Here is a 24,085-nt window from a genome sequence, read left to right on the forward strand (position 1 = left end):
GGGTTATGGGGGGTTCCAAGAAGTCCGCGTTCGCTCCGGCGAACGCAGCACTCACTCAAGCCGGAAATATCGTCGAACTGTTGGTGGAGGTGGCCAGGGCCACCTTCAGAAGACCGTTCCAGTTCAGGGAATTCATCGAGCAGGCGTGGTTCATCGCCAGCGTGACGATCCTGCCGACGGCGTTGGTCGCAATTCCGTTCGGCGCGGTCGTCTCACTGCAGACCGGCTCGCTGATCAAACAGCTCGGTGCCGAATCGTTCACCGGTGCGGCCAGCGTGCTGGCGGTGATCCAGCAGGGCAGCCCTATCGTGACGGCACTGCTGATCGCAGGCGCTGCGGGCTCGGCGGTCACCGCCGACCTCGGATCGCGCACCATCCGCGAGGAGATCGACGCGATGAAGGTGCTGGGCATCGACCCGGTCCAACGGCTCGTCGTACCGCGTGTTCTCGCAATGATTCTCGTGGCACTGCTGCTCAACGGACTGGTCTCCGTCGTCGGTATTGCCGGCGGGTACTTCTTCAACGTCGTTCTCCAGGGCGGTACTCCTGGCGCGTATCTGGCGTCGTTCTCGGCGTTGGCGCAGCTGCCCGATCTCTACGTCGCCGAACTCAAGGCAGCGATCTTCGGGCTCATCGCCGGAATCATCGCCTCCTACAAGGGACTCAACCCCAACCCCGGTCCCAAGGGCGTCGGCGAAGCGGTGAATCAGACGGTCGTCATCACGTTCCTTCTGCTGTTCTTCGCCAATCTCATTCTCACCCTGGTGTACCTCCAGGTCGTGCCGGCGAAGGGAAGCTGACCCGCAATGACCATCGCCAAAGGTCGGGGCGACCGTACTCTGATGCGCGCCAAGCGCGTTGCGAACGCACCGTTGAAGGTGCTCGACAGCGCGGGCGAGCAGATGTCGTTCTACGTCCGCGCCATCGGGTGGATTCCCCGCACGCTCATCCACTACAAGAAGGAGGTTCTTCGGCTCTTGGCCGAGGTGACCTTCGGTAGTGGCGCACTGGCCGTCATCGGCGGAACCATCGGCGTCATCGTGATGCTGTCCGGTGCCACCGGCGTCGTCGTCGGATTGCAGGGTTATGCGGCCCTGGAGCAGCTCGGCAGCTCGGTGCTGACGGGCTTCCTGTCGGCGTACGTCAACACCCGCGAAATCGCGCCCGTCGTCGCAGGTCTCGCGTTGTCGGCGACCGTCGGCGCAGGCTTCACCGCGCAGTTGGGTGCGATGCGTATCTCCGAGGAGATCGACGCGCTGGAGGTCATGGCGGTGCCGAGTGTGCCGTTCCTGGTCACCACTCGCATGATCGCCGGTTTCGTGGCCGTGATTCCGCTCTACATCGTCGGTCTGCTGGCGTCGTACATCGCCTCACGCACGATCAGTACGCTGTTCAACGGTCAGTCGGGTGGCTCCTACGATCACTACTTCAATCTGTTCCTGCCCCCGGAAGATGTTCTCTATTCGTTTCTGAAGGTGTTGATTTTCGCCTTCGTTCTGATCATGATCCATTGCTACTACGGGTTCCATGCGTCGGGCGGACCGGCAGGCGTGGGTGTCGCAGTGGGCCGTGCCGTGCGAACTGCCATCGTGACGGTTGCTGTTCTGGACTTCTTCCTCAGTCTTGCGATCTGGGGAACCACCACCACAGTGAGGGTTGCCGGATGATCGACTCGCCGTCGCGAACGAGGCGACTCCTGCTCGGTCTTGCGTTTTTTCTGGTGCTCATCCTCTTTCTCGGATGGTCGATCACCTCGTACAACAAGACTTTCAAGAAGGTCGTGAGCATCGACCTGATCACCGACTCGGTGGGCAATGCCTTGCCGTCCAACGCGGACGTGAAAGTTCGCGGTCTGATCGTCGGCGAAGTGCGCTCGGCGTCGACGGTGGACGGTGTCGTCACCGCACACCTGGCGATCGATCCGGACAAGGCGGAGTTGATTCCGTCCAACGCAACGGCACGGTTGCTGCCCAAGACGCTGTTCGGTGAGCGCTATGTGTCGTTGATCGTGCCGGAGGGTGATACCGCCTCGCCGATCACGAACGGGACGGTCCTGAAACAGGACACCAGCGGAAGCGCGATCGAGGTCGGTCAGTTGCTCGACAATCTGCTGCCGTTGCTCGAAGCGATACCGCCGCAGGATCTGGCGAACACGCTCGGGGCACTCGCGCAGGGATTGAGTGGTCGTGGTGCGGAGTTGGGGTTGACGATCGACCGGCTCGAGCACATCTTCAAGGGTCTGAACACCGAGCTGCCGAACATCCAGGAGGACCTGCGCGGTCTTGCAGACTTCTCGCAGACGTACTCCGATGCGGCGCCTCAGTTGATCGATGCGCTCGACAATCTGTCCGTCACCGGAAACACGTTGGTCGAGCAGCGTCCTGCGGTGGATACGTTGATCTCGTCGTTGACGTCGACGAGTTCGTCGACGGCGGATTTCCTGCAGGCGAATTCGAGCAATCTGATCAACATCGCAGCGGATTCGCGTGAGGCGTTGGAGTTGTTGGCGAAGTATTCGCCGTCGTTCGGGTGTACGTTCTCGGAGTTCGTTCCGGTCGTCGAGCGGGCGCAGAAGGTCGTCGGTGTCGGTGACGAATACCGAGGTATCAACGTCTCCGCCTCATTCGTCAATCCGAAGGGCCGATACCTGCCGAACCAGGACGAGCCGCGCTTGTTCGACAACCGCGGCCCGCGTTGCTACACGCCGGCCGACACCGCTGCGGGAGAGTACTTCCCGCAGTATCCGGGAGGATCGGCGAACGACGGTTCGTATCAGGTGCCGTCGAGAAACCCGGGACCCCAGGATATTCCGGACCTTGCAGCGCCGCAGCTGTCCGGGGTTCCCGAAGCGAGCAATGACACCGCGACGCCCGCGAGCTACGAGGGATCCGATTTCGAGCGTGACACCCTCGCCGTGATCTACGGCGAGGCAGGGGGAGTGGCGCCCGAGGAGATTCCGTCGTGGACCACGACCCTCGGAGCACCGGCATTGAGGGGAGCGGAGGTGACCATCAAATGAGGGGACTTCTGGCTCCACTCGTCAAACTGATCGTGTTCGCAGTGGTGACGATTCTCGCGACGGCGACGCTCGCGTTCTCGATCGCAAACATCAGCGGCGGCGGTGGTGAGAAGTACAGCGCGATCTTCAGTGATGTCGCCTCGCTCAACAAGGGCGACGAAGTGCGCATCGCCGGTGTGCGCGTCGGTGACGTCAAGAACATCGAGATCGTCAACGAGCGCGAGGCGAAAGTCGAGTTCTCGGTCACCGGTCGAGAGTGGTTGCCGTCGACGGTGACTGCGAATCTGCGGTACCGCAACCTCGTCGGGCAGCGGTACATCGCGTTGGAGCAGGGCTCGGGCGAACAAGGCGGGAAGCTCAATCCAGGCGAGACGATTCCACTGTCGCAAACCAAGCCCGCGGTGAACCTCACGACGCTGTTCGACGGATTCCGCCCGTTGTTCACGACATTGAGCGCCGACGACGTCAACAAGTTGTCCTACCAGATCATTCAGGTGTTCCAGGGCGAGTCGGGGACGATCTCGGATCTCGTGCGTAGCACTGCGAGCCTGACCAACACGGTCGCGGACAAGGATCAGGTCATCGGCGCCGTTATCACCAATCTGAACACGGTGCTGCAGACGGTGAACGAGCACGACAAGGAACTCGATTCGCTGATCGTCAACACGCAGCAGCTCGTGTCCGGGTTGTCAGCCGACCGTGACGTCGTCGGGTCCGCGGTGACCTCGCTCGCCGGGCTCACCGACGCGACGGCCGATCTGCTCGAGCCGACGAGGCCGTCCATCCAGGGATCGATCACGTCGTTGAACACTCTGGCTACCACGCTGAACAACCGTGAGGCGGACTTGACAAAGGTCATCCAGACATTGCCGAAGAAGCTCGACAAGCTCATTCGTACTGCGCAGCAGGGATCGTGGTTCACGTTCTACCTGTGCGGAATCGACATCCAGGCCGGGCCGGGTACCTCGCCCAATCTGAATTTGCCGACGGGACTGCCGACTGTGAATCAACCGCTGTACACGAATGCGGCTTCGCGGTGCAAGGCTGGGGGGATCACGGAATGAAGCAGCGCAGTCCCGTAGTTCTCGGTGCACTCGGTATCGCGATCGTGCTCCTTGCGACCATTTCGGTGTTCTTTCTCGACAAGCTGCCGATCCTGGGCGCCGGTTCCACCTACACCGCTCAGTTCACCGAGGCGGCAGGCCTCAAGCCGGGCAACGAAGTTCGCATCGCAGGTGTCAAGGTCGGTCAGGTGAGCTCGGTCGAACTCGACGGCGACAAGGTCGACGTCGCCTTCCGGGTGCAGGATGCCTGGGTCGGCAACAACTCCTCGGCGTCCATTCAGATCAAGACGCTGCTGGGCCAGAAGTACCTGGCAATCGATCCGCGGGGCGACGAGGTTCTCAAGCCCAAGGATCCGATCCCGCTGGAACGTACGACGTCTCCGTACGACGTCATCGACGCGTTCTCCGATGCCGCCACCACCATCTCCGACATCGACACCAACCAGTTGGCATCGAGTTTCGAGACGCTGTCACAGGCGTTCTCCGAAACACCGGACGATATTCGCGCCTCGCTCGATGGTGTCAGCCGCCTGTCGGAGACGATCGCCAGTCGAGATGCGGAGTTGAAGAAGCTCTTCGAGGCGACGGGAAAGACGTCCGAGGTGCTCGCCGATCGCAACACCGAGTTCAACCGGCTCATCACCGACGCCGGTCCACTGTTGGCCGAACTGAACAATCGGCAGCAGTCGATCTCGCAGCTGCTGACGGGTGTGCAACGACTGTCACAGCAGCTGACCGGATTGGTTCGTGACAACGAGCAGCAGATCAATCCGATGCTCCAGCAGCTGAACGGGGTCATCGACATCCTGAACAAGAACAACGAGGCGCTCTCCCGCGGTCTGGAGCTGTACGCGCCTTTCGTGCGGCTGTACGCGAACGTCGTCGGAAACGGCCGCTGGCTCGACATCACCCTTGCCAATCTGACACCGCCCGGTCTGCCGCTCATTCCCGGCTACCGTGAGCCCGCACGCGATCTCGGGGGCAACTGATGACCGATGCTCAGGAGAACGTGAAGAAGAACGGCGGAACCATCGCGGTCATCGCTGGAGTGGTCATCGCGGCGCTCGTCGTCTCGGTCGGGCTGTGGTGGTTGTTCACTCGCGCTGGTACGACCAACATCACCGCGTACTTCGACAAGTCGGTCGGCATCTACTCCGGCTCCGACGTGCGGGTGCTCGGTGTGGAAGTCGGCGAGGTGACCTCCGTGGTGCCCCAGGGCGATCAGGTCGAGGTGAAGATGCGCGTCAAGCGTGGTGTCGACATCCCAGCCGAGGTCAAGGCCGCGCAGATAACACCGTCGTTGGTGTCCGACAGGTATATCCAGCTCGCGCCTGCGTACAGCGGCGGCGACGCACTGTCGAACGATGCGGTGATTCCGCGGGATCGAACCGCGACTCCGGTGGAGGTCGACCAGATTTACGCCAGCATCGACGAGCTGTCCACCGCGCTCGGTCCCAACGGTGCCAACAAGAACGGCGCGCTGACCGACCTGGTCGACACCGGTGCTGCCAATCTCGACGGCAACGGTGAAGCTCTCGGCAACACCATCACCGAGCTGTCGCAGGCATCGCGCACCCTCAGTGATTCGCGCGGTGATCTGTTCGACACGGTGAAGAACCTGCAGACGTTCGTATCGGCACTGGCGGCCAACGACCAGCAGGTTCGCGAGTTCAACAACCAGTTGTCGGATCTGACAGGCTTTCTCAACGGTGAGCGCGACGATCTGGGTGCCGCGTTGAACCAGCTCTCGATCTCGCTCGGCGACGTCGCAGGATTCGTCGCGGACAATCGCGATCAGTTGGTTCAGGCCGCGGATGGTCTGGTTCAGCCGACGCAGACGCTGGCCGACCGCAAGGAGTCCCTGGTCGAGACGCTGACCATTTTGCCGCTCGCCATCAGCAACGTCGTGAACTCTTACGACGCCGAATCAGGCACTCTGGCAACGCGTGCCAACCTGCAGAACGAGACACAGGATCCGCTGGGAACGCTGTGCCGTCTGATCGACCTCGGCAAACTGGTGCCGGGAGACCCGCGTTTCGAGCAACTCGGTGCGCAGATCCAGCCGATCATCGACCGCTGCGGTGAGTTCACGACACTCATCCAGGGGCCGGTGCGCGACTCGGGAATGGTGTTGCCGTTCGGCGTCCTGAGCGGTACGACCGAACAGAACATCGCCGTACCAGGGACGGTGCCGGGTACGGTGTCGCCGCGACTCGCCGACAACAACACGTTGCCAGGGCTGCAGCAGTCGCTGGGAGGAGGACAGTGAGCGCGTTCATGGGTTCGTCACCGCGTAGGCGGCCGTTGGTCGCGATAGTCGGTGCCACGGTCGTCGGACTGTCGGCCACTGCATGTTCACAGGGCATCTACGGGATCCCCCTACCCGGCGGCGCCGACACGGGCAGCAATCCGATGCATCTGACGATTCAGTTCCAGGATGTGCTGGACCTGGTTCCACAGTCCACCGTCAAGGTCGACGGCGTGGAAGTCGGTCGCGTGGATTCGATCTCGGTGCCGGACGGAGAATGGACCGCCGACGTGTCGGTTGTGGTCAACGATTCGGTCGACCTGCCATCGAACGCGCTCGCTGCCGTCGAGCAGACCTCGATCCTCGGTGAGAAGTTCATTCAGTTGACGGTGCCCAAGGAGGACCCGGACACGCAGAAGTTGCAGGACGGCGACACCATTCCGCTCGATCGGACACGTGTCACGACCAATATCGAGCAGGTGCTGGGAGCATTGTCCCTGCTGCTCAACGGCGGTGGCGTCGGGCAGCTGGCGCCGATCGTCAAGGAACTCAATGCCGCGTTCACCGGTCGCGAGGGAACCACGCGTAGCTTGCTGGAGCAGGCGAACACTCTGATCGGTGGACTCGAGCAGCAACGTGACGACATCACCCGAGCACTCGACGGACTCGACGTGTTGACCACCGAGGTCAGTGGGCAAACGGAGAAGATCGATCGAGTTCTGCAGGATCTGCCGATCGCGACGGACGTGCTCGAGCAACAGCGTCCACAGTTGACGCAGATGTTGGGTCAGCTGGACCGACTCGGCACGGTGGGAACCGACGTCATCGATCAGTCGAAGGACAACCTCATCGCCGATCTGCGTGCGCTGCGCCCAACATTGCAGGCGCTCGCTGCGTCGGCCGACGACTTTGTTTCGACGCTGCCGTTGATTCCGACGCTGCCCTTCCCGGATGGCATCGAGGAGGTCACACAAGGCAATTCGGCCAACTTGTATCTGTCGCTGGATCTGTCCATCGGTACGACGCTACGCAACTTCGGTGTCGGCGAGGGAGATCCGGTCTACATTCCGCCGAAGTACGGTGACCAGTTGCCACTGGTCGATCCGTCCAACCCGTACTACAACGGCAACGGTCCGCGTCCGGGCTGGCCGACGATCTCGTTGCTGCCGCTGCCGCCGATCGTTCCTGCTCCGACGCCGCCGCCTGGCGTGCCCGTCGCACCGGGTACCGAACCGGTCGACGCCGAGGTCGGGCAGCCGACTCCGTTCGGCCCGCTGAACGATCTCATCGAACAATTCGGAGGTGGACTGTGAGGTCGCGGCTGGTCAGGATTCAGTTGATCGCGTTCATCGCCGTCGCACTCATCGGCATCGTCTATGTCGGAGGGAAGTACGTTCGAATCGACAATCTGCTCGGTTTCGGGCAGTACGACGTCAATGTCCAGTTCGCTGATTCCGGAGGCATATTCACCAATGCCGAAGTGACGTACCGGGGTGTGCCCGTCGGAACCGTCGGCGAGCTGTCGCTGACATCGGACGGCATCAACGTGGAATTGCTGCTCGACAACGGTGGCCCGAGCATTCCGTCATCGGCAAAAGCAGTGGTGGCGAACAGATCGGCAATCGGTGAGCAGTACGTCGATCTGCAGCCCACGAGCGACGAGGGCCCGTATCTCGAGAGCGGGTCGGTGATCACCGAACAGAACACCGCGACGCCGGTTCCGGTCGAGAATGTGCTCGCCAGCACCGATCAGTTGGTCAAATCGGTTCCACTCGAGAATCTGACCACCGTCGTCACAGAACTCGGAGCGGCCTTCGACGGCAAGGGCGACGACCTTCAGGTCCTGGTGGACTCGTTGAGCACGCTCACCGAGACCGGTGACGAGGCGCTGCCGCAGACACTGTCGTTGATCCGCGACAGTCGCACGGTACTGGACACACAGTCGGAGCAGTCATCGGCGATCAGGCAGTTCAGCAACGACCTGAACAACGTGACGGCTCAACTCCGCAGCAACGATCCTGATATTCGACGTCTGATCAACACAGGCACCGCCGCCAGTGACCAGGTGGGTGCGCTCATTGCGGAGGGAGGTCAATCGCTCACCACAGATCTCGACAATCTCAACCAAGTAGCCGAGTTGGCTGCTCCGCGGACCCTTGCCCTGCAGCCTTTGTTGATCTTCTTGCCTGCGTTGGCTGTCGGCGCGCAAACGCTGACACCGGGTGACGGGACCATTCACCAGGGATTGCTGCTGGAAACCAACAATCCACCTCCGTGCACCATGGGTTACGAAGGTTCGCAGGCGATTCTCGACGAAGAGAAGGCCAAGAACCCCAATTTCGATCTCACCGAGGAGAACTACCCTCTGAACTTGCAGGCGAACTGCACAACACCCCAGGGAAGTGTCACCGGTGTGCGGAGTGCCAACCGGATCGTCTTCGCCGATCCGGCTACCCCGCAGCCCTGGGATTCGAAGCCCAAAGTAGATCCGGACAAGCTGAATCTCAATCCCATTGCGACACAGCTCGCACCGCTGCTCGGTGTCACCCCGAAGTAGCCGACGGTGAGTGCTCGCGCCCTCGAATGCCAGCTGTTCGAGGGCGGGTATGGCGAAATGTCATGGTTCCCATAGTGGTGAATTACGGGAGGACTGACTACATACAGGTCATGTCGTCAAAATCATGACCTATTTTCAGCGGCCAGTGTGCGGTGGCTACTCCTTTTCGGGGGTTGATATGCCGTGGTTGAAGGCAAAGACTATGGCAGCTGCGCGGTCTCGCAAGTCGAGTTTGTCGAAGATGCGGCGGATGTGACTCTTCACCGTCACGGTCGAGATACCGAGGTGTTCGGCGATCTCGGAGTTCGAGCGTCCCCGACCTATTTCGGTGAGGACGTCGTACTCGCGTGAGGTGAGCGTTGCCCTGACCCTCCGATCCGGCGGGATCGCCATCGCCGCGTTCCGGTAGGCGTCCAGCACCCGCGCGGTAACAGCGGGGTCCAGGCAGGCCCCCTCCTGCACCACGGACCTGACAGCACGGATGAGGGATTCCGCCGACGAGTCCTTGAGGATGAAGCCCGCTGCACCTGACCGGAGTGCCCCCGCCAGCAGTTCGTCGTCGTCGAAGGTAGTCAGGACGAGAACTTGCGGCGGGTTCGTGAGCGATTGCAGACGTTGGATCGCCTCGATGCCGTCGACGAATTTCATGCGGAGATCCATCACAACGACGTCAGGGCGACATCGACTGACCGCGTCCAGCACCTCGCCTCCATCAGCGCACTCGCCGACGATGAGAAATCCGTCTCTGCGGCGCAGAATCCTGCGGAGTCCCTTCCGAACCAACTCCTGATCGTCAACTAACAGGATGGATATTTCGTGACTGTCGTCGGTCATCGTTGTCATCGGCTGTGTACCTGCTTTGCATATGAGTTCGGCTGACCGCCTGCAGAATCGAGACCAATGCAGGGCTCGCTATCGGTAATCGGAAAGCAGGCGGTGACCGACCACGTACCTTCGTGGGCGCTCGCCGACAATGTGCCTCCGAGCAGCTCGGCGCGACGGATCATCCCCCGAAGCCCAGAACCGTTGGCGCTGTAATCGGTCGGCGCATTCGTCGACGGTATTGCGTTGCAGATCGCGATGCTGATGCGGGCGCCGATCTCGATGGAAACCGTCGCGCGCGACGTCGGCGCGTGCTTTGCGAAGTTCGCCAGCGATTCCTGGGCGATGCGGTACATCGCCAGCCCAGTCGCACCGGAAACAACTGCAGGATCGCCCCGAACCTGAAGCAAGACCTCCAGGTTTGCTCGTTGGAAGTCCGCGACGAGGGAGGTGATATCCCCGACTCCGGGCTCGGGACTCAGGATGCGAACATCGTGAGGTACCCCCATGGCGTGTGGACCCGAGCCCTGTTCGGCGCCGAGATCGCCTGGGCCTGAACCGAGGACTTTCACCGTGTGACGGATGTCGGCCATGGCCTGTCGGCCGAGCCTCTCGGCGTCCGCAAGAGCCTCGATGGCGTCGTCGATGTCTCCATCCTCTTGTAGTGCCCGTCGCGCCCCAGTCAAATTCAACAGCGTGATGGTCAGAGAATGGGCGATTACGTCGTGGACCTCACGTGCAATCCGTTGCCGTTCGTCGACCGCGGCCTGTGCTGTGCGGCTCACCACGGCCTCTCGCTCGCGGTGCAGCAGGCGAAGCTGAATCAAGAACATGTAGCCGAGCATCCAGCCGAAGCCGATTCCGATCAGATAAGCGAACCCGAAGTCGAGATCGCCAGTCAGGGAGGCGACAACGACAGTCAGGGTTGCGGCGAGCCCCATACTTGCGCTGACACGGACGTTGGAGGTCGACGCCACCATTGTGGTGGCAACAGCCACCGCCATGGGTGCCACGTCCGCGGGCACAGGCGTTGTCAGGATCAGGGCAGTGCCGGCGATCGTCAGAGTCGCAAGGCCGAGTCTGGACGTCGATCCGAAAACAAGATTGCTGACGACCGCCCAAGCTATGAGGGTGGCACCCAGGCAGGCCTGCCACGTAAGACCTTCCGGCATCCGCTGGACCGTCGACATGACCGCACAGAAAACAAGCGCGCAGTGAGGCACGGCGAGATACACCGGGGGATAGTCGTATCCGGTGGCTGCGATACGACGACCCAGAAGTTGTGTGACCGAGTGCACACGTCGCAGTCTAAGAGACGGCAGAGTGATGGGAGTCCGGAAGTAGTTGCTGTCGAGAGTTTTCCGTGGTCGACACGCTCAACCGTGATACTAAGGCTTGTTCGGAGTGCCTGCGTGGGTCGACTGTGTCGTGGGTTGCGTAGTCCTCCGCCCCTGGGCGTAGAGGTAAGTCCGTCCTCGGGAGGTCGTGGTGTCGGTCGGCATTCGGTTAGCGTGTTCACAACGGGGTGAGTGGTCTGTTTGCGACGAGCAGTGGAACGGCCTGACAGGCTGCCCCTCGCGCGACACGCCGTGGCACCATCTGGCCCCAGGACCTGAAGGAACGTCATCGACACGCTTGGAGAAACGGTCATACGCTGGCGTTTCGCCATCGTAGTCCTATGTGTGAGCAGCGCAGGTGGCTTGAATCTACTTGTGCCTCAACTGGAAATCGTTGCATCGGAACGATCGGCCGCGATTGTTCCGTCGATCCTCTTCTTCGAACTGGGTGACTATGCAACAGGCGATCTGATGCTGATCGTTCTTGTCGCAAGCGCACTCACCTTCCTGATTTTCGCTGTGATGCTCCGAAGCGTGGTCGCGCCCGCATACATTCTCATCTCCGTGCTCGTGTCATACCTCTCCGCCATTCACAGTCACTGCCTCACCCGGGCCGTGAACGGGTGGCACTGCCGGAGCTGTTCCGAAAGCTGTTCCATTCAATCAATTTTGGTACTTCAGACGACCGTGAGGACGCCCCGATGAACCCAATTGTAGATATCGGTGCTCAGACGTATGGGGGCGGTGACGTCCCTGTCGCGATAGTCGGAATCGGCGCGCTCTTTCCCGGTGCGAACGATCTCGACCAATACTGGGACAACGTCCTTCGAAACATCGACTGCATCACCGATGTGCCGGAACACGAATGGCGAGTCGACGATTACTTCGACCCGGATCCTCGCGCCGAGGACAAGACGTACTCGAAGCGGGGCGGATTCATTCCGCCAGTTCAGTTCGACCCGATGGAATACGGGATTCCGCCGAAAACCGTCGAGGCAACAAGCGTGCTTCAGCTGCTGAGTCTGGTAATCGCGAAACAGACCCTGACCGATTCGGGGTGCTTCGACAATCCCGAGTTCGATCGTTCGAAGGCTGGCGTCGTTCTCGGCACTACCGGCGCCAACGCGCTGGTGCGAGACATGATGTCGCGGATGCAGGCACCGTTGCTCACCGAGGTGCTGCGCAGCAGCGGACTGAGCAAAGACGAATCCGAGGCCATTGTCGAGAAGTACAAACTTGCCTACGCGCCCTGGCAGGAGAACTCCTTTCCCGGCATCCTCGGCAATGTCGTCGCCGGTCGGATCGCCAATCGATTCGACCTGGGTGCCATGAACTGCACCACGGATGCGGCGTGCGCCAGCTCGCTGGCTGCTGTCAACGTAGCCATTGCCGAATTATCCCTCGGTCGAGCCGATTTCATGATCGCCGGTGGATGTGATCTCGAGAACAGCCCGACGATGTACGTGTGTTTCTCGAAGACACCTGCCCTGTCGATGGCGGGGGAAGTCCGCCCGTTCGACGAGAACGCAGACGGGACCTTGATCGGTCAGGGAATCGGAATGGTCGGGTTGAAGCGGCTTGTCGACGCGGAACGCGACGGTGATCGAATCTACGCCACGATCAAGGGGATTGGGTCCTCGAGCGACGGGCGCTTCAAGAGTATCTACGCGCCACGGGTCGAAGGACAGGTGAGTGCTCTGCGTCGCGCCTATGCGGCGGCGGAGGTGGCCCCTGAGACGGTTCGCTTGCTCGAGTGCCACGGCACAGGCACGATGATCGGCGACCAGGTCGAGATCGCGGCGCTCAAAGAAGTGTTCGAGTTCGACGAACTTGCAGACCAGACGATCGCGATCGGGAGCGTGAAGTCGCAGATCGGCCATACCAAGAGCGCGGCTGGAATCGCAGGCATCATCAAAGTCGCGTTGGCGTTGCATCAGCGGGTACTTCCACCCACCCATAATGTGACGATGCCGAAAGGCTCTATGGGTTTCGACGAATCCCCGCTCTATCCCAATGTGACGGCGCGCCCGTGGGTGAGCGACCCGCGCACGGTCGCTCGCCGGGCGGGAGTCTCCTCGTTCGGTTTCGGCGGTACGAACTTTCATTGTGTTCTCGAGGAACCGCCGCGCCACTCGGATGAAGAGAGCCCCGCGTGGCGCACTGTCGTGACCTACCTGTGGCATGCGCCAACGTCCGAAGAGCTGATTGCGGCGATCGACCGCGAGCCGTTGCGAAGAGCCGATGATTCGATGATTCCACGCGAGCATGCCCGCCTCGCGATCGTCGTCGATCGAACCGTCGATGTACACGCTCGCCGGGCCGCGGCCCTCGACCACATCAGATCCGGTGGACAGCCGCCGGCCGGGGTGCATTACCGAGATAGTGGCATCGCCGACGGCAAAGTGGCAGCGCTCTTCGCCGGTCAGGGGAGTCAATACGTCAACATGGGTGCGGGCGCAGCGATGGCGTTTCCCTGCGTCCTCGATGCGTTCGACGCGATGGCGCGAGAGTTTGTGTCCGGTGTATTCGGACCGACAGTCTTTCCTCCCTCGGCCTTTACTCCGGCCGCTGGCGCAGCGCACGAGGATGCGTTGCGCGCCACCGACCTTGCGCAACCCGCAATCGGAGCATTGGCGCAGGGGCAGTTCGACCATCTGAGGTCGCTGGGCTTTTCGCCAGACGGCGCGCTCGGTCACAGCTACGGCGAGGTAGTCGCACTCTGGGCAGCGGGCAGTTTCGATGACGACACATTCCGGAAGCTGACGGTTGCCCGCGGAGCAGCGATGGCGAAGCGGCCGGACCGCAGCGCAGATCCGGGCTCGATGGCCGCGGTTGCCGCGACGGCGGCGGAAGTCGAAGGGCTGATCGCCGATCGCGACGAGTTGTGGCTCTGCAATGTCAATGCACCGAATCAGGTGGTGGTCGGCGGACACACCAAGGCGATCACCGAGTTCGTCGCGTTATGTCGGAGCGTGAACATTGCGGCGCGGACGCTTACAGTGGCAGCGGCCTTCCATACACCGCTCATCGAGCACGCTGTGTCGGACTTCCGCGAGGTGCTCGAAGACGTGCACATCGGCCCGCCTGCCGTCCCGGTGTTCGCCGACACTGCGTCCGTTTCGTACGGCACCGACGTTGCGGCCAACCGAGACGTGCTCGCGAACCAGATGGTCAGTCCCGTCGCGTTCGCCGATCGATTGGTCGAGATGTACGAGCAGGGATTTCGGGTGTTCGTGGAGTTCGGACCGAAGTCCACGCTCAGCGACCTGGTCCGCCGAACCTTGGACGGTCGTGGCGACATCAGCGTCGTCGCCGTAGATGGAGGCCCCTCGGTCGACGGCGAGTTCCACGCTGTCGACGCGATCGCGCGACTGGTGGTGCTCGGCCTGCCGCTAACCGGACTTAACCGCGGTGTTCGGGCCGCTCGGCCACAGGCAGAAGAGGCAGGAAAGGGAACCATCCTGCTTCACGGCAGCGAGTACGTGACCGAGGAGCGCCGACAGACATTCCTCGATTCACTCGATAGCGGATACACGATCGAAAGGTTGACCACCGTGAACGACCATCCAGACGCTTCTGAGCACGTAACCTCGCCCGAGGCCGCGGGCGACCGAGGGCCTCAGGCCATGTCGAACGGCGACGCAGCGATTTCGGGGAATCGGAATTCGATCTGGGACATCGCAAACGAACATCTGAGCATGCATCGCGCGTACTTGGCGAGCCAGCTGTCCATTGCGGATCGGGTGAGCGGTTTGCTCAGTACAGAGGCTGCGCAGACTGTCCGACGTGACGTGATCGACGGGATCGACGCAGTGGTGCGGCAATCGGCTGCGATCAGTGAAGGTCACATTCACGCCAGTGGGGTCCTTCGCAGTTTCGCCGAGCTCGAATCCGGCTCGGATGCGGGTCGGCGGAATGGCTCGTTCGCGGGATCGGTGATCGACGGGTCAACAGGATCGGGAGCGGCTGCTCTGAGCCCAGCACCGTACTGGAAGGGAAACGACCACTTGGGTCTGAACGAAAGCGCTGGAAATCGGTTCGTCCAGAACGGGTTCGGCGTCACCGGGGCGGGGGCCGATGGCGCGGCTGTGGACGGGACGCACGTGAACGGTGCTGGGCCGTCTGGTTCGGTGGGCGACGAGACTCCTGGTATCGCAAAGCGCGAAGATCTTCTCTCGACCGAAACGGCCCGTGCGGTCACGCTGCCGAGTGATGTCGCCGAGATCACGGAATTGATGCTCGGGACCATTGCGGACAAGACTGGCTACCCAGCGGACATGCTCGATCTGCAGATGGCGATGGAGGCCGACCTCGGAATCGACTCCATTAAACGGGTCGAGATACTTAGTTCGCTCCAGGACAGCTTCCCTGACATCCCGCCGCCGCCGCCCGAGGAAGTGTTCTCGTTGTCGACGCTGCAAGATATCGTCGACTACCTGGCCAAGCTCTCAGGCGTCGGTGCAACGGGCTCGCCCGTTGTGGCGGACGACGAGGTGATCCTGGACCCAAAAGTTGACGGCGGGAGCACGATTGTCCGTCGCGACATCGACACCATCGTGCTGCCCGCCGTCGACGTACTGGTCGATCCCTTTCGCTCGGAGCCGATTGCGGTGTTCGGTGGCGCAGTGCGCGATCTTCCCGACGGGTTCGCCGACGTTCTGCGTCGTCGCGGGTGGGCGGTGCACGAGGAGGACCAGGCGCCAGACGCATCGCGCATTGACCTCGCTCTCTGGGTGATGTCGGCCGATGACCGAAGAGCTCCGGATCACGTCGTCGACGAATTGGCCGAAGCTGTGTCGTTCACAGGCTCCGTCCTCGGACGTCTGGCCATGGGTTCTGATGGCGCTCGGACGGCGCTGCTTGCGGTGACAAGGGGTGAGGGCACCACCGGCGTCGATGCGCCGTCACTCCCGAACGCAGTCGCCTCCGGAGTGGCCGGGCTCATCAAGACCGCAGGTCATGAGGGGGACGCGGTGTACACGCGGTTGGTGGACATCGACATCGATCTCGATTCCGACGCTGCCTGCGCCGCACTGGTCAAGGAGTTGTACGACTGCGACACTTCGTATTCCGAGGTCGGGGTGCGTGCCGATGGGCAACGGGTCACCCGAGTGGCGATGGCGTCGACGGAGCTGGGTGAGCTGCCGTCGTCCGGCGAGATCCGCCTCGGCGCCGATGATCTCGTACTCGTCACCGGTGGGGGCCGCGGCATCACCGCCGCATGCGTCCTTGAATTGGCAGACCGATGTGAGGCCTGTTACTTGTTGGCAGGCAGCACAGCGATCGAAGCAGAGCCGGAGTGGACCGTCGGGGTACCGGACACCGATCTGCGGCGGGCTCTGGCCGAACATTCAAGGTCGGTCGGCCGGTTACTCTCGCTGGTCGACATCGCGACGGAAGCCGCACACATCATGGCAGTTCGAGAGGTACACGAGACGTTGACGGCGCTCGAGGCAGCTGGTCGGCGGGCCACCTACCTTCATGTCGATCTCACCGACGCCGCTGCCGTAGCCCGCACGATCGGTCCGTTCGCCGAGCGTATTACTGCGTTGGTCCACGGTGCGGGCGCCATCCGAGACAGTTGGCTGTCCGAGAAGAAGGCAGACGACGTTCGGCATGTGCTGGACGTCAAGATCTCTGGCTTGCTCAACGTACTCGGCGTGCTCGAGATTTCGCGGCTCCGGCATGTAGGACTGTTCGCATCTGTGGCCGGCTTCTACGGCAACCCAGGACAGGCGGACTATGCCACCGGCAACGAGTCGATCAATCGCGTGGCCGGGTGGATCGCGGGGCGCAATCCGCAGGCTCAGGTTACTGCGGTGAACTGGGGACCATGGAACGGTGGGATGGTACGGCCGGAGCTGGCCACGATTTTCCGGGACCACGGGGTAGCGATGGTCGACATGGTGAAGGGCACAGCCGCATTCGTCGACATCTTCACGCGCGCGCCCGGAATCTCCGTCGAACTTGTGGGTTCTCGGGAGCCACTTGTCGACCGGTCGAGCATACCGGTTCGCGCCGGTGGAGTGCAGGTTGTGCGGTCGATGGCACCTGTTTACGCAAGCGCTGTGATCGCTGACCACGCGCTTGCGGGCAAGCCCGTCCTACCAGCGGCGTGGGCGATGGGCGCACTGTTGAACATCGCACGAGGTGTCACCGGCGTAACCCCACTGGTGTGGACGGACTTTCGCGTCCTCAAGGGAATCGTGTGCGACGGTTCCGAGCCGGACCGACTGATCACGACAGCGCGCTACGGGGACGATGGTGGACTGACCATCACGGCGGCAGACGCTGGCGGTCGGCCACGCTACCGGCTCACCGTCCGGCCCGAGGAGGATCGAGCGCCACTTCCTCCCCCTCTTCGTCCGGTACCGGTTCAGGGCAGTGGAGACCCCACCACTGCCTACGACGTTGGGCACTTGTTCCATGGTCCGCTCCTGCGGGGTGTGCGAAGGATCATCTCGCACACCGACTCCGAGCTCATTGCCGAATGCCGACTGGACCCTGCGAAGGTGGCTGACGGGGCATACGAAGTGGGCGGCTACGACCCTGTCCTCGGAGACGTGGTGGGTCAGGTTGTCGCGCCGTGGATTCGTAACAAGTACGGCAAATCGCCGATGCCCGCCGCGGTAGCGCGCGTCGACAGCTATCGGAGACTTCCCCATGACGAGCCGTACTACGTCGTGGCCAGCGGATTCACACAAACCTCCGAGAATGTCGTCGTCGGCACTCTTACCAGCTATGACCTGTTCGGTGTTGTGTTGCAGGTCATCGACGGGTTCGAAGCAGTGATGTCCGAGGCGCTCAACGGACTCTTCGCCGCAGGAGGTGCACAGTGACCGACAACGTAGAGGTTCAGGATCCGGTCATCGGCGACCAAGCGTCGACCTTTCGGCCGTTGGCGTTGCTGCACACCGCGATCGGCTCGGGATGGATCGACGGATTGGATGCAGCGAAGCGTCTGATGTCGAACGGTGCATTGCGCATCGTCGTGATCGACGTCGGATCGGACGAGGACACGTTCCGCAGCGAACTCTCGGACGACCTCGTTGGTTCACTCGAGACTCTCGATGTGCACACGGCGTCGGTCGAGTTCGTGAACGGTGCAGGCGGGACAGGTATCGTCCTCGATCGGGTCGCGCAACTGTTCTCCGAGGACACGGCCGACCTGGTGATCGTTCGCTCTCTGAGCGCGAAAAGTGCTGGCAGCGTGGTAGTTCTGTTGTTCGCGAACGAACGACGCCTACGGATCGATCCGCCCGTGAGGATCGACGGTTACGCCTCGCTGCCCGTGGCGGAGGATCTGCCGACCGCAGGCGGAACGACGCTACGCACGTCGATGCAGTGCGCCGAGATCCTCGATTCCGGTGCGCTGGAACACCTGCGGATCGCAGGTGACGAGGATGTTCCTGGGCTGGTGCTGGCTGCTGTCGACGCCCACGCCGGGACTGGGGCCCCCGCGGCGTCGTGCGTGCTCGGTCTTGCCGCCGGAGTTGGTTTGGAGGCTCTCGGCGAACTCGCCTTCGACATGTACTCGGCACGCATACCCGCCACCCCGGACTCGATCGGACAGATCGCCGAATCGGTCGGAATTGCCGGCTCCCCGTTGTGCATTACCGCCGCAGATCAACCGTGGCTGCGTAGGAGTCGCGGAGGGCGTCGTCATGCCGCCCTGCTCGGCACCTTCGGATCGGACGTCGAGGCAATTGTGGTGTCGGGTGTGGGTACGGTCGCCGACCATACGCCGATCGACTGGGTCGGCCGGTCGGCACCGGCGATCATCGTGTTGACCGGAACCGACGGGCCTGACCTCGCTGCTGCTGCCGGGCGGGTTCGCAGCGTCCTCGAACGCGGCGCCGACCTGTATCGGGTAAGCGCGTCGATGGCGTCGGTCACTGCCGCGAACGCGTGCGCAGATGAATCCCTGCGGGCGGTCATGGTGGCCTCAGACGCCTCGACGATGATTCAGGAACTTCGCGCTGCGGAACGTGACTTGCCGGAGGCCGTGGCCGCACGACGTCCGTGGGCAACCCCGTCGGGAAGCTGCTGCGACCCTGCATTGGCTGCCGCCGGCGGCCGGGTTGCATTCGTGTACCCAGGCACGTACGCGAGCTATCCGGGTGCCGAGAGCGGTCTCTTCGAATTGTTTCCAGCCCTGCTGACCGGTGTCGAGGTTTTCTCCGAGAGACCTGCCGAGACCTTCGGGATGGAGCGGCAGTACCTGCGAGGGCATCGGATACCGACGTCGGCGGAGGTCGCCGACCACGATCGCGAGATTCGCTCCGACATCGGCTTCATGTCTTCGAGCGCAGTGCATTACGCCATGTTGGGTACGACGCTGATGAGGGACTTTCTCGAGGTGCACGCCGACGGAGTCCTCGGGTACAGCCTCGGTGAGATGTGCATGCTGTTTTCAACCGACCTCTGGTCGCTCCGCGATGGGACCGGTCTTGGTGTGCAGAGGTCGGCGATCTTCCGAAGCGAGCTCTATGGGCCGCGAACAGTTGTGCGGCAGGCGTGGGGCCTTCCCGACGACACACCCGACGACGAGGTGTGGACGACCCTTGCGGTTGCCGCGCCGATCGGCGATGTACGAGTGATCGCAGCGCATTACGATCGCGTTTTCATCACTCACGTGAACACCGACGGTGAGGTCCTGATCGCAGGCGATCCGCTCCAGTGCGCGAGTGTGGTCGAAGGTCTCGGCTGCGGGTCGTTTGCTTTACCGGGTGGTGGCCCCGTGCTCCACGTACCCCTCGTAGAGGCCGCGAATGACAGCGTCGCGGACCTGACCGATCATCGGCTCGGCCGTCGTGACGAGTCGCTGGAGTACCTGTTCGCGGTCACCGAGGAAACGCCCGATCTCACCTCGACTTCCGCTGTTGCTGAAGTGATCAGCGCGCTGTGCAGGACCGAGGTCGACTTCCCGGCGTTGTGCAGACGGGCACACACGCAGGGCTACCGGTACTTTATCGAGATCGGACCCGGCAGCGATTGCACTCGATGGATCGACACCAACCTCGATGGGTTGCCGCACGTTGCGGTGTCACTGGACCGCAGGGGATCGTCGCAGAGTCGGTCGATCGCGCGAGCGTTGGCCACATTGATCGCAGGGGGCCTCGATGTGCCGCTGGGCCGCTTGTTTCCACCGGCGTTGGTCGACAACGACCTTATCCGGGAGCTACAGGGTGCGGTCCGTGACGTGGCAGGGGTGGACCCGATCTACGATGAGGCGATCACCGTCGACCGCCGGTCGACGACCGTAGTCGCCGCAGCTCGAGCGTTCGTACCCGCATCGCCGGAATCGGCGCCTCCCGAACCTTCGCGCAGAGGCTTCACGCACTCGGATGCCGGCTGGCTTCTGAGTGATCGGATCGCGGTCATCGCACAGGATGTGGCTCGCGCTCACATCGCCGCACTCGAAGCTCAATCCGCGCTGCAGGGGGCCGCCCTCGCCCGGCTGGAAGGTTGCGCGCCTATGGCGGGTCGCCACGCCGAGTCGACGACTCCGGACACGACGGCGAACGCGGTCGCCACCGTCGATGATGTGCAACCGATCACGCTCAGGCCGATTCCCCCACGCACCCGCTCGCTTCGCGTGGAGCGCCGCAGAGGCTTCAAACCCCTCGAATTCACCGACCTGCGGGCTCTCTCACCGCAAGCCGTCGTCGGACTCGCTGCGGGCGACCTTGTCGCGGTATTCGGAGAGCGGTGGGCACAGCAGAACCCGGATGCAAACCCGGAGATCCGGATCGCGGCCGGACGGCCGCTGATTTCCCGCGTACCGGTGCTCGACCCCTCCGGAGGCGAGTTCCGACTCGGCAGCATTGTCGCCGAGCATTTGCGGGAGCAACCACAACAACGGCGGGGGTCCTCGAATACGACGGACAGCGACGCTGCGGAACTGACGGAGGCGTCTGCTCAGGTTCTCCGCGCATACGCGATCTACCTCGGTCTGCACCTGGTGTTCCCCGACGCCGAATTTCGTCCGGCACCCGATGTCGCTACCGTGTTCGCCGCGGCGCGTCGCCTAACCCCAGAGGATTACGAGCTCAGGTACGAGGTCGAGGTCACCGACATCGCGATGACTCCGCGACCTACCGTCGTCGCGAACGTCCATGTGCTCGCCCGAGACGAGTTGGTGGCGACCGTCGAAGATCTTGCGGTCGAGATCCGCGAGCGAGCCGGAACGCTCTTCCGGCCTGAGATTACCGAAGATGGGTCACCTGTTCCGGTGAACCGGTGGGGACGCAGCGGAGAACTGGTCTTCCTCAACGAGTTTCATATGGCCCACTTGGAGGATGGTCAAGTCGATATCGCCCTCGGTGTCGAGGTCGCGCAATACAAGGGCAAGACCGAACTCTACATTCCCAACGGTGAGTTCCGTCTCGTGGACAGGGTGCTGTCGATTGCCGGCGACCGAGAGCGATTGCGCACCGGGAGAATGGTTTCGGAGTACGACGCAGCCACACAATCGTGGTACTACGAGGACAATTCGTTCGACGGGATGCCTGCCTCGGTGATCATGGAGTCCTCGTTGCAGTCCGCGGCTCTGACCGGCGCCTGTCTGGGCGTTACCCTCCATGTGCCACCCGACCAGCGACTTTCGGTGCGCAATCTCGACGGAACCGCCACTATCCTCGCAGATCTCGACGTGCGCGGCATGGTTCTGCGTCAGGAATCCACGTTGCTCTCGACGACAGTCGTAGCCGGCCAGATCCTGCAGCGCTACGAATACGAAATGACCGCGGACGGAGTCCCGTTCTACGCAGGGGAGTCACTGTTCGGGTACTTCACTGCTGATGCACTGGCATCGGACATGGGCCTGGACGGTGGAAGGTCTGAACCGTACTGGATCGAGACCGACGCCGCGAGCGAGTTTCGGGATTCGGTCGTCGACGTCGATTTCTCCCATGACGCCAGCTGGTTCGATCCGTCGGCGCACAACGGTCTGCGCATTGGGTCAGGACATTTTCGCCTCGTCGACACGGCGCAGATCGTCATCGGCGGGGGGCGTCACGGCAAGGGATACCTACGCGGCGCGCGTGCAGTCGAACCGGACGACTGGTACTTCGACTGCCATTTCCACAAGGACCCCGTCATGCCAGGAACCCTCGGTGTCGAGGCGGTCACGCAGGGTTTGCAGAGCTACGTGATCGCGGCTGGTCTCGCGGAGTCGTCGGGGCCGGTGCGGTTCGGTATCGCAGCGGGAGTCCCGTTCGGTTGGACCTATCGGGGGCAGATCCTGCGGAACGACGCGGAGATGGGTTTCGAGCTGGACGTGACCGACATCCGCCGAACCGAGCGTGGTCTCGTGGTGACGGCCGACGCCAGTGTCTTCAAGCCTGGCGTCCGTATCTATCACTTCACGAACCTCGCGGTGGAAGTAGTCCGAGAGGGATGTGAGGGATGACCCAACGAGTCCGAACTCCAACGGGTATCGCAGTCACCGGTACAGGTGTACAGACCGACACTCATGGAATGCGCAATGTGCTCGAGCAACTCGACAAGGCGTGCTTCGTGCTGGAAAGCCGAGGTAGGACTGGTTTGTCCGTTGAGTCGGCACACCCTGGATGGCAGGTGATCGCCGCTGTTCCGGACTGCCCGCCAGACGCGCTCGGCGCCCGAGGTTTGGTGACAGAAGGTTCTCTGAGGGCTGCGTACATGTCAGGTGCGATGGCGGGTGGGATCTCGTCGGTCTCCGTGGTCCGAGAGATGCGGCGCCATGGCCTGTTGGCGTCCCTGGGAGCGGGCGGGCTCTCGGCCGCGACGATCGGAACCCTGTTGGATGAGCTCGATCGCGAGCAGTCGGTCGCCGGCTACCTGGTGAATCTCCTTCACTCCCCGCAGGATCCACGTCTGGAGTCGGAGGTAGTCGATCTGCTGTTACGCCGACGAGTCCGGTGGATCGAGGCCTCCGCCTTCATGGGAATCACTCCCGCGCTTGCGCGCTACCGCGTCGCCGGCCTGCGGATGCGCGACGGCCGGGTAGTCGCCGGGAACCGCGTCATGGCGAAGGTCTCCAGGGTCGAGCTGATGCAAGTTTTCGGTCGGCCGGTGCCGGATGCCATCCTCGGAAGTCTGTTGGACTCGGGCCTGGTGACTGTCGAACAAGCGAACTGGGCACGCGAGGTCTCGGTCGCGGACGAGATCACGGTCGAGGCGGATTCCGGTGGACACACCGATTCGAGGCCGCTCGCGGTGCTGCTGCCGCGTTTCCTCGCCGAACGTGAGGCACTTCGCCGTGAGTTTCGCCCTGCCGGGTCGATACACCTCGGTGCCGCAGGTGGTTTGGGTACGCCGACAGCGGTTGCGGCGGCGTTTGCGCTCGGTGCGGATTACGTAGTGACCGGATCGGTCAACCAAGTGTGCCGTGAGGCCGACGTGTCCGATCGGGCCAAAGCCATGCTGGCTGCGGCAGGCGTGGCGGACTTCGCGAAAGCCCCTGCGGCCGACATGTTCGAGATAGGTGCACAGGTGCAGGTCCTGAAGAAGCCGACGATGTTCGCCGCCCGCGCACAACGCCTGGGTCGCTTGTACGAGCAGCATCAGTCGCTCGACGCTCTGCCTCCCTCGGATCTCGTATGGCTCGAGGAGAAGATCCTCCGACGGGGGATCGACACCGCCTGGGCGGATACGTTGGAGTACCTGGCTGTCGCGCGACCCCATGAGGTCGCGCGCGAGGTCGAGCCGCGCCGGAAAATGGCATTGCTCTTCCGCTCGTACCTGGGACTGTCTTCCCGTTGGGCACGCGACGGAGATTCCGAGCGGGTATTCGACTTCCAGCTGTGGGCGGGTCCAGCCCTCGGCGCATTCAATGATTGGGTGGCCGGTGGTCCTCTCTCAGACGTATCGACACGATCAGTTGTCGACGTGGCCGCCAATCTCATGGTCGGCGCTGCCTACGAAACACGGGTGCATCAGCTGCGCACCACGGGCGTGCGCTTGCCCCCCACGGTGGCGAGCTTTCGGCCCAGACTTCATTGCGCGCAATGGATGTCGAGCAATACCCGATGAAGAGAACTCTCCCACAACTAC

General features: G+C 62.6%; 14 protein-coding genes. 12 read left to right on the plus strand and 2 right to left on the minus strand.

The genetic code is table 11. From position 1 onward, the window contains the following. The first annotated feature begins 5 nt into the window (after positions 1–5). Genes RY1_RS15420 through RY1_RS15455 form a run of 8 tightly spaced genes read left to right on the plus strand, consistent with a single transcriptional unit; the run spans position 6 to position 8,888 of the window. Positions 6–800, plus strand: a complete 795-nt coding sequence (locus RY1_RS15420) for an MlaE family ABC transporter permease (protein ID WP_072804539.1) — start codon at positions 6–8, stop codon at positions 798–800. 6 nt (positions 801–806) lie between these two features. Continuing rightward, positions 807–1,667 (plus strand): MlaE family ABC transporter permease, encoded by an 861-nt coding sequence (locus RY1_RS15425; protein WP_072804541.1) that lies wholly within the window; start codon positions 807–809, stop codon positions 1,665–1,667. Continuing rightward, positions 1,664–3,019: an MCE family protein gene (locus tag RY1_RS15430; RefSeq protein ID WP_072804542.1), complete on the plus strand. Its 1,356-nt coding sequence runs from the start codon at positions 1,664–1,666 to the stop codon at positions 3,017–3,019. Before RY1_RS15425 ends, RY1_RS15430 begins: the two co-directional genes overlap by 4 nt. Next, positions 3,016–4,083: an MCE family protein gene (locus RY1_RS15435; RefSeq protein ID WP_072804544.1), complete on the plus strand. Its 1,068-nt coding sequence runs from the start codon at positions 3,016–3,018 to the stop codon at positions 4,081–4,083. The genes RY1_RS15430 and RY1_RS15435 overlap by 4 nt, the downstream gene beginning before the upstream one ends. Next, positions 4,080–5,072 carry an MCE family protein gene (locus RY1_RS15440; RefSeq protein WP_072804546.1) on the plus strand — a complete coding sequence of 331 codons (993 nt, stop codon included), beginning with the start codon at positions 4,080–4,082 and terminating at the stop codon, positions 5,070–5,072. Before RY1_RS15435 ends, RY1_RS15440 begins: the two co-directional genes overlap by 4 nt. Continuing rightward, on the plus strand, positions 5,072–6,352 hold the full coding sequence (locus tag RY1_RS15445; RefSeq protein ID WP_072804548.1) for an MCE family protein: 1,281 nt from the start codon (positions 5,072–5,074) through the stop codon (positions 6,350–6,352). Before RY1_RS15440 ends, RY1_RS15445 begins: the two co-directional genes overlap by 1 nt. Positions 6,353–6,360: 8 nt before the next feature. Next, positions 6,361–7,644 carry an MCE family protein gene (locus RY1_RS15450; RefSeq protein WP_072804611.1) on the plus strand — a complete coding sequence of 428 codons (1,284 nt, stop codon included), beginning with the start codon at positions 6,361–6,363 and terminating at the stop codon, positions 7,642–7,644. Beyond that, positions 7,641–8,888, plus strand: a complete 1,248-nt coding sequence (locus RY1_RS15455; RefSeq protein ID WP_072804550.1) for an MCE family protein — start codon at positions 7,641–7,643, stop codon at positions 8,886–8,888. The genes RY1_RS15450 and RY1_RS15455 overlap by 4 nt, the downstream gene beginning before the upstream one ends. 156 nt (positions 8,889–9,044) lie before the next feature. Here the strand turns inward: RY1_RS15455 and RY1_RS15460 are convergent, their stop codons facing one another. Together RY1_RS15460 and RY1_RS15465 are read right to left on the minus strand one after the other, a co-directional pair. Beyond that, a complete protein-coding gene (locus RY1_RS15460) occupies positions 9,045–9,731 on the minus strand; it encodes a response regulator transcription factor (protein ID WP_371829477.1) in 687 nt (228 codons plus the stop codon). Continuing rightward, positions 9,728–11,008, minus strand: a complete 1,281-nt coding sequence (locus RY1_RS15465; RefSeq protein ID WP_139279865.1) for a sensor histidine kinase — start codon at positions 11,006–11,008, stop codon at positions 9,728–9,730. The genes RY1_RS15460 and RY1_RS15465 overlap by 4 nt, the downstream gene beginning before the upstream one ends. A 414-nt stretch (positions 11,009–11,422) precedes the next feature. Here RY1_RS15465 and RY1_RS31020 point away from each other — a divergent pair, with 414 nt between their 5' ends. The 4 genes from RY1_RS31020 (at position 11,423) to RY1_RS15485 (ending at position 24,064) form a co-directional block, all read left to right on the plus strand. After that, positions 11,423–11,752, plus strand: a complete 330-nt coding sequence (locus RY1_RS31020; protein ID WP_371829478.1) for an MMPL family transporter — start codon at positions 11,423–11,425, stop codon at positions 11,750–11,752. After that, entirely contained in the window at positions 11,749–17,886 is a 6,138-nt protein-coding gene (locus RY1_RS15475; protein WP_072804554.1) for a type I polyketide synthase, read from the plus strand. Before RY1_RS31020 ends, RY1_RS15475 begins: the two co-directional genes overlap by 4 nt. Continuing rightward, positions 17,883–22,460 carry a hypothetical protein gene (locus tag RY1_RS15480; protein ID WP_072804556.1) on the plus strand — a complete coding sequence of 1,526 codons (4,578 nt, stop codon included), beginning with the start codon at positions 17,883–17,885 and terminating at the stop codon, positions 22,458–22,460. The genes RY1_RS15475 and RY1_RS15480 overlap by 4 nt, the downstream gene beginning before the upstream one ends. A gap of 68 nt (positions 22,461–22,528) precedes the next feature. Then, positions 22,529–24,064: a PfaD family polyunsaturated fatty acid/polyketide biosynthesis protein gene (locus RY1_RS15485; RefSeq protein WP_218019805.1), complete on the plus strand. Its 1,536-nt coding sequence runs from the start codon at positions 22,529–22,531 to the stop codon at positions 24,062–24,064. Positions 24,065–24,085 lie beyond the last annotated feature (21 nt).

Source organism: Rhodococcus yunnanensis NBRC 103083 (assembly GCF_001895005.1).
GTDB classification, from domain to species: domain Bacteria; phylum Actinomycetota; class Actinomycetes; order Mycobacteriales; family Mycobacteriaceae; genus Rhodococcoides; species Rhodococcoides yunnanense.

Coding starts and splice junctions, on each gene's coding strand:
- RY1_RS15440 (WP_072804546.1), top strand. CDS start 4,080: ATGAAGCAGCGCAGTCCCGTAGTTCTCGGTGCACTCGGTATCGCGATC.
- RY1_RS15420 (WP_072804539.1), top strand. CDS start 6: ATGGGGGGTTCCAAGAAGTCCGCGTTCGCTCCGGCGAACGCAGCACTC.
- RY1_RS15460 (WP_371829477.1), bottom strand. CDS start 9,731: ATGACAACGATGACCGACGACAGTCACGAAATATCCATCCTGTTAGTT.
- RY1_RS15450 (WP_072804611.1), top strand. CDS start 6,361: ATGGGTTCGTCACCGCGTAGGCGGCCGTTGGTCGCGATAGTCGGTGCC.
- RY1_RS15435 (WP_072804544.1), top strand. CDS start 3,016: ATGAGGGGACTTCTGGCTCCACTCGTCAAACTGATCGTGTTCGCAGTG.
- RY1_RS15485 (WP_218019805.1), top strand. CDS start 22,529: ATGCGCAATGTGCTCGAGCAACTCGACAAGGCGTGCTTCGTGCTGGAA.
- RY1_RS15475 (WP_072804554.1), top strand. CDS start 11,749: ATGAACCCAATTGTAGATATCGGTGCTCAGACGTATGGGGGCGGTGAC.
- RY1_RS15445 (WP_072804548.1), top strand. CDS start 5,072: ATGACCGATGCTCAGGAGAACGTGAAGAAGAACGGCGGAACCATCGCG.
- RY1_RS15430 (WP_072804542.1), top strand. CDS start 1,664: ATGATCGACTCGCCGTCGCGAACGAGGCGACTCCTGCTCGGTCTTGCG.
- RY1_RS15425 (WP_072804541.1), top strand. CDS start 807: ATGACCATCGCCAAAGGTCGGGGCGACCGTACTCTGATGCGCGCCAAG.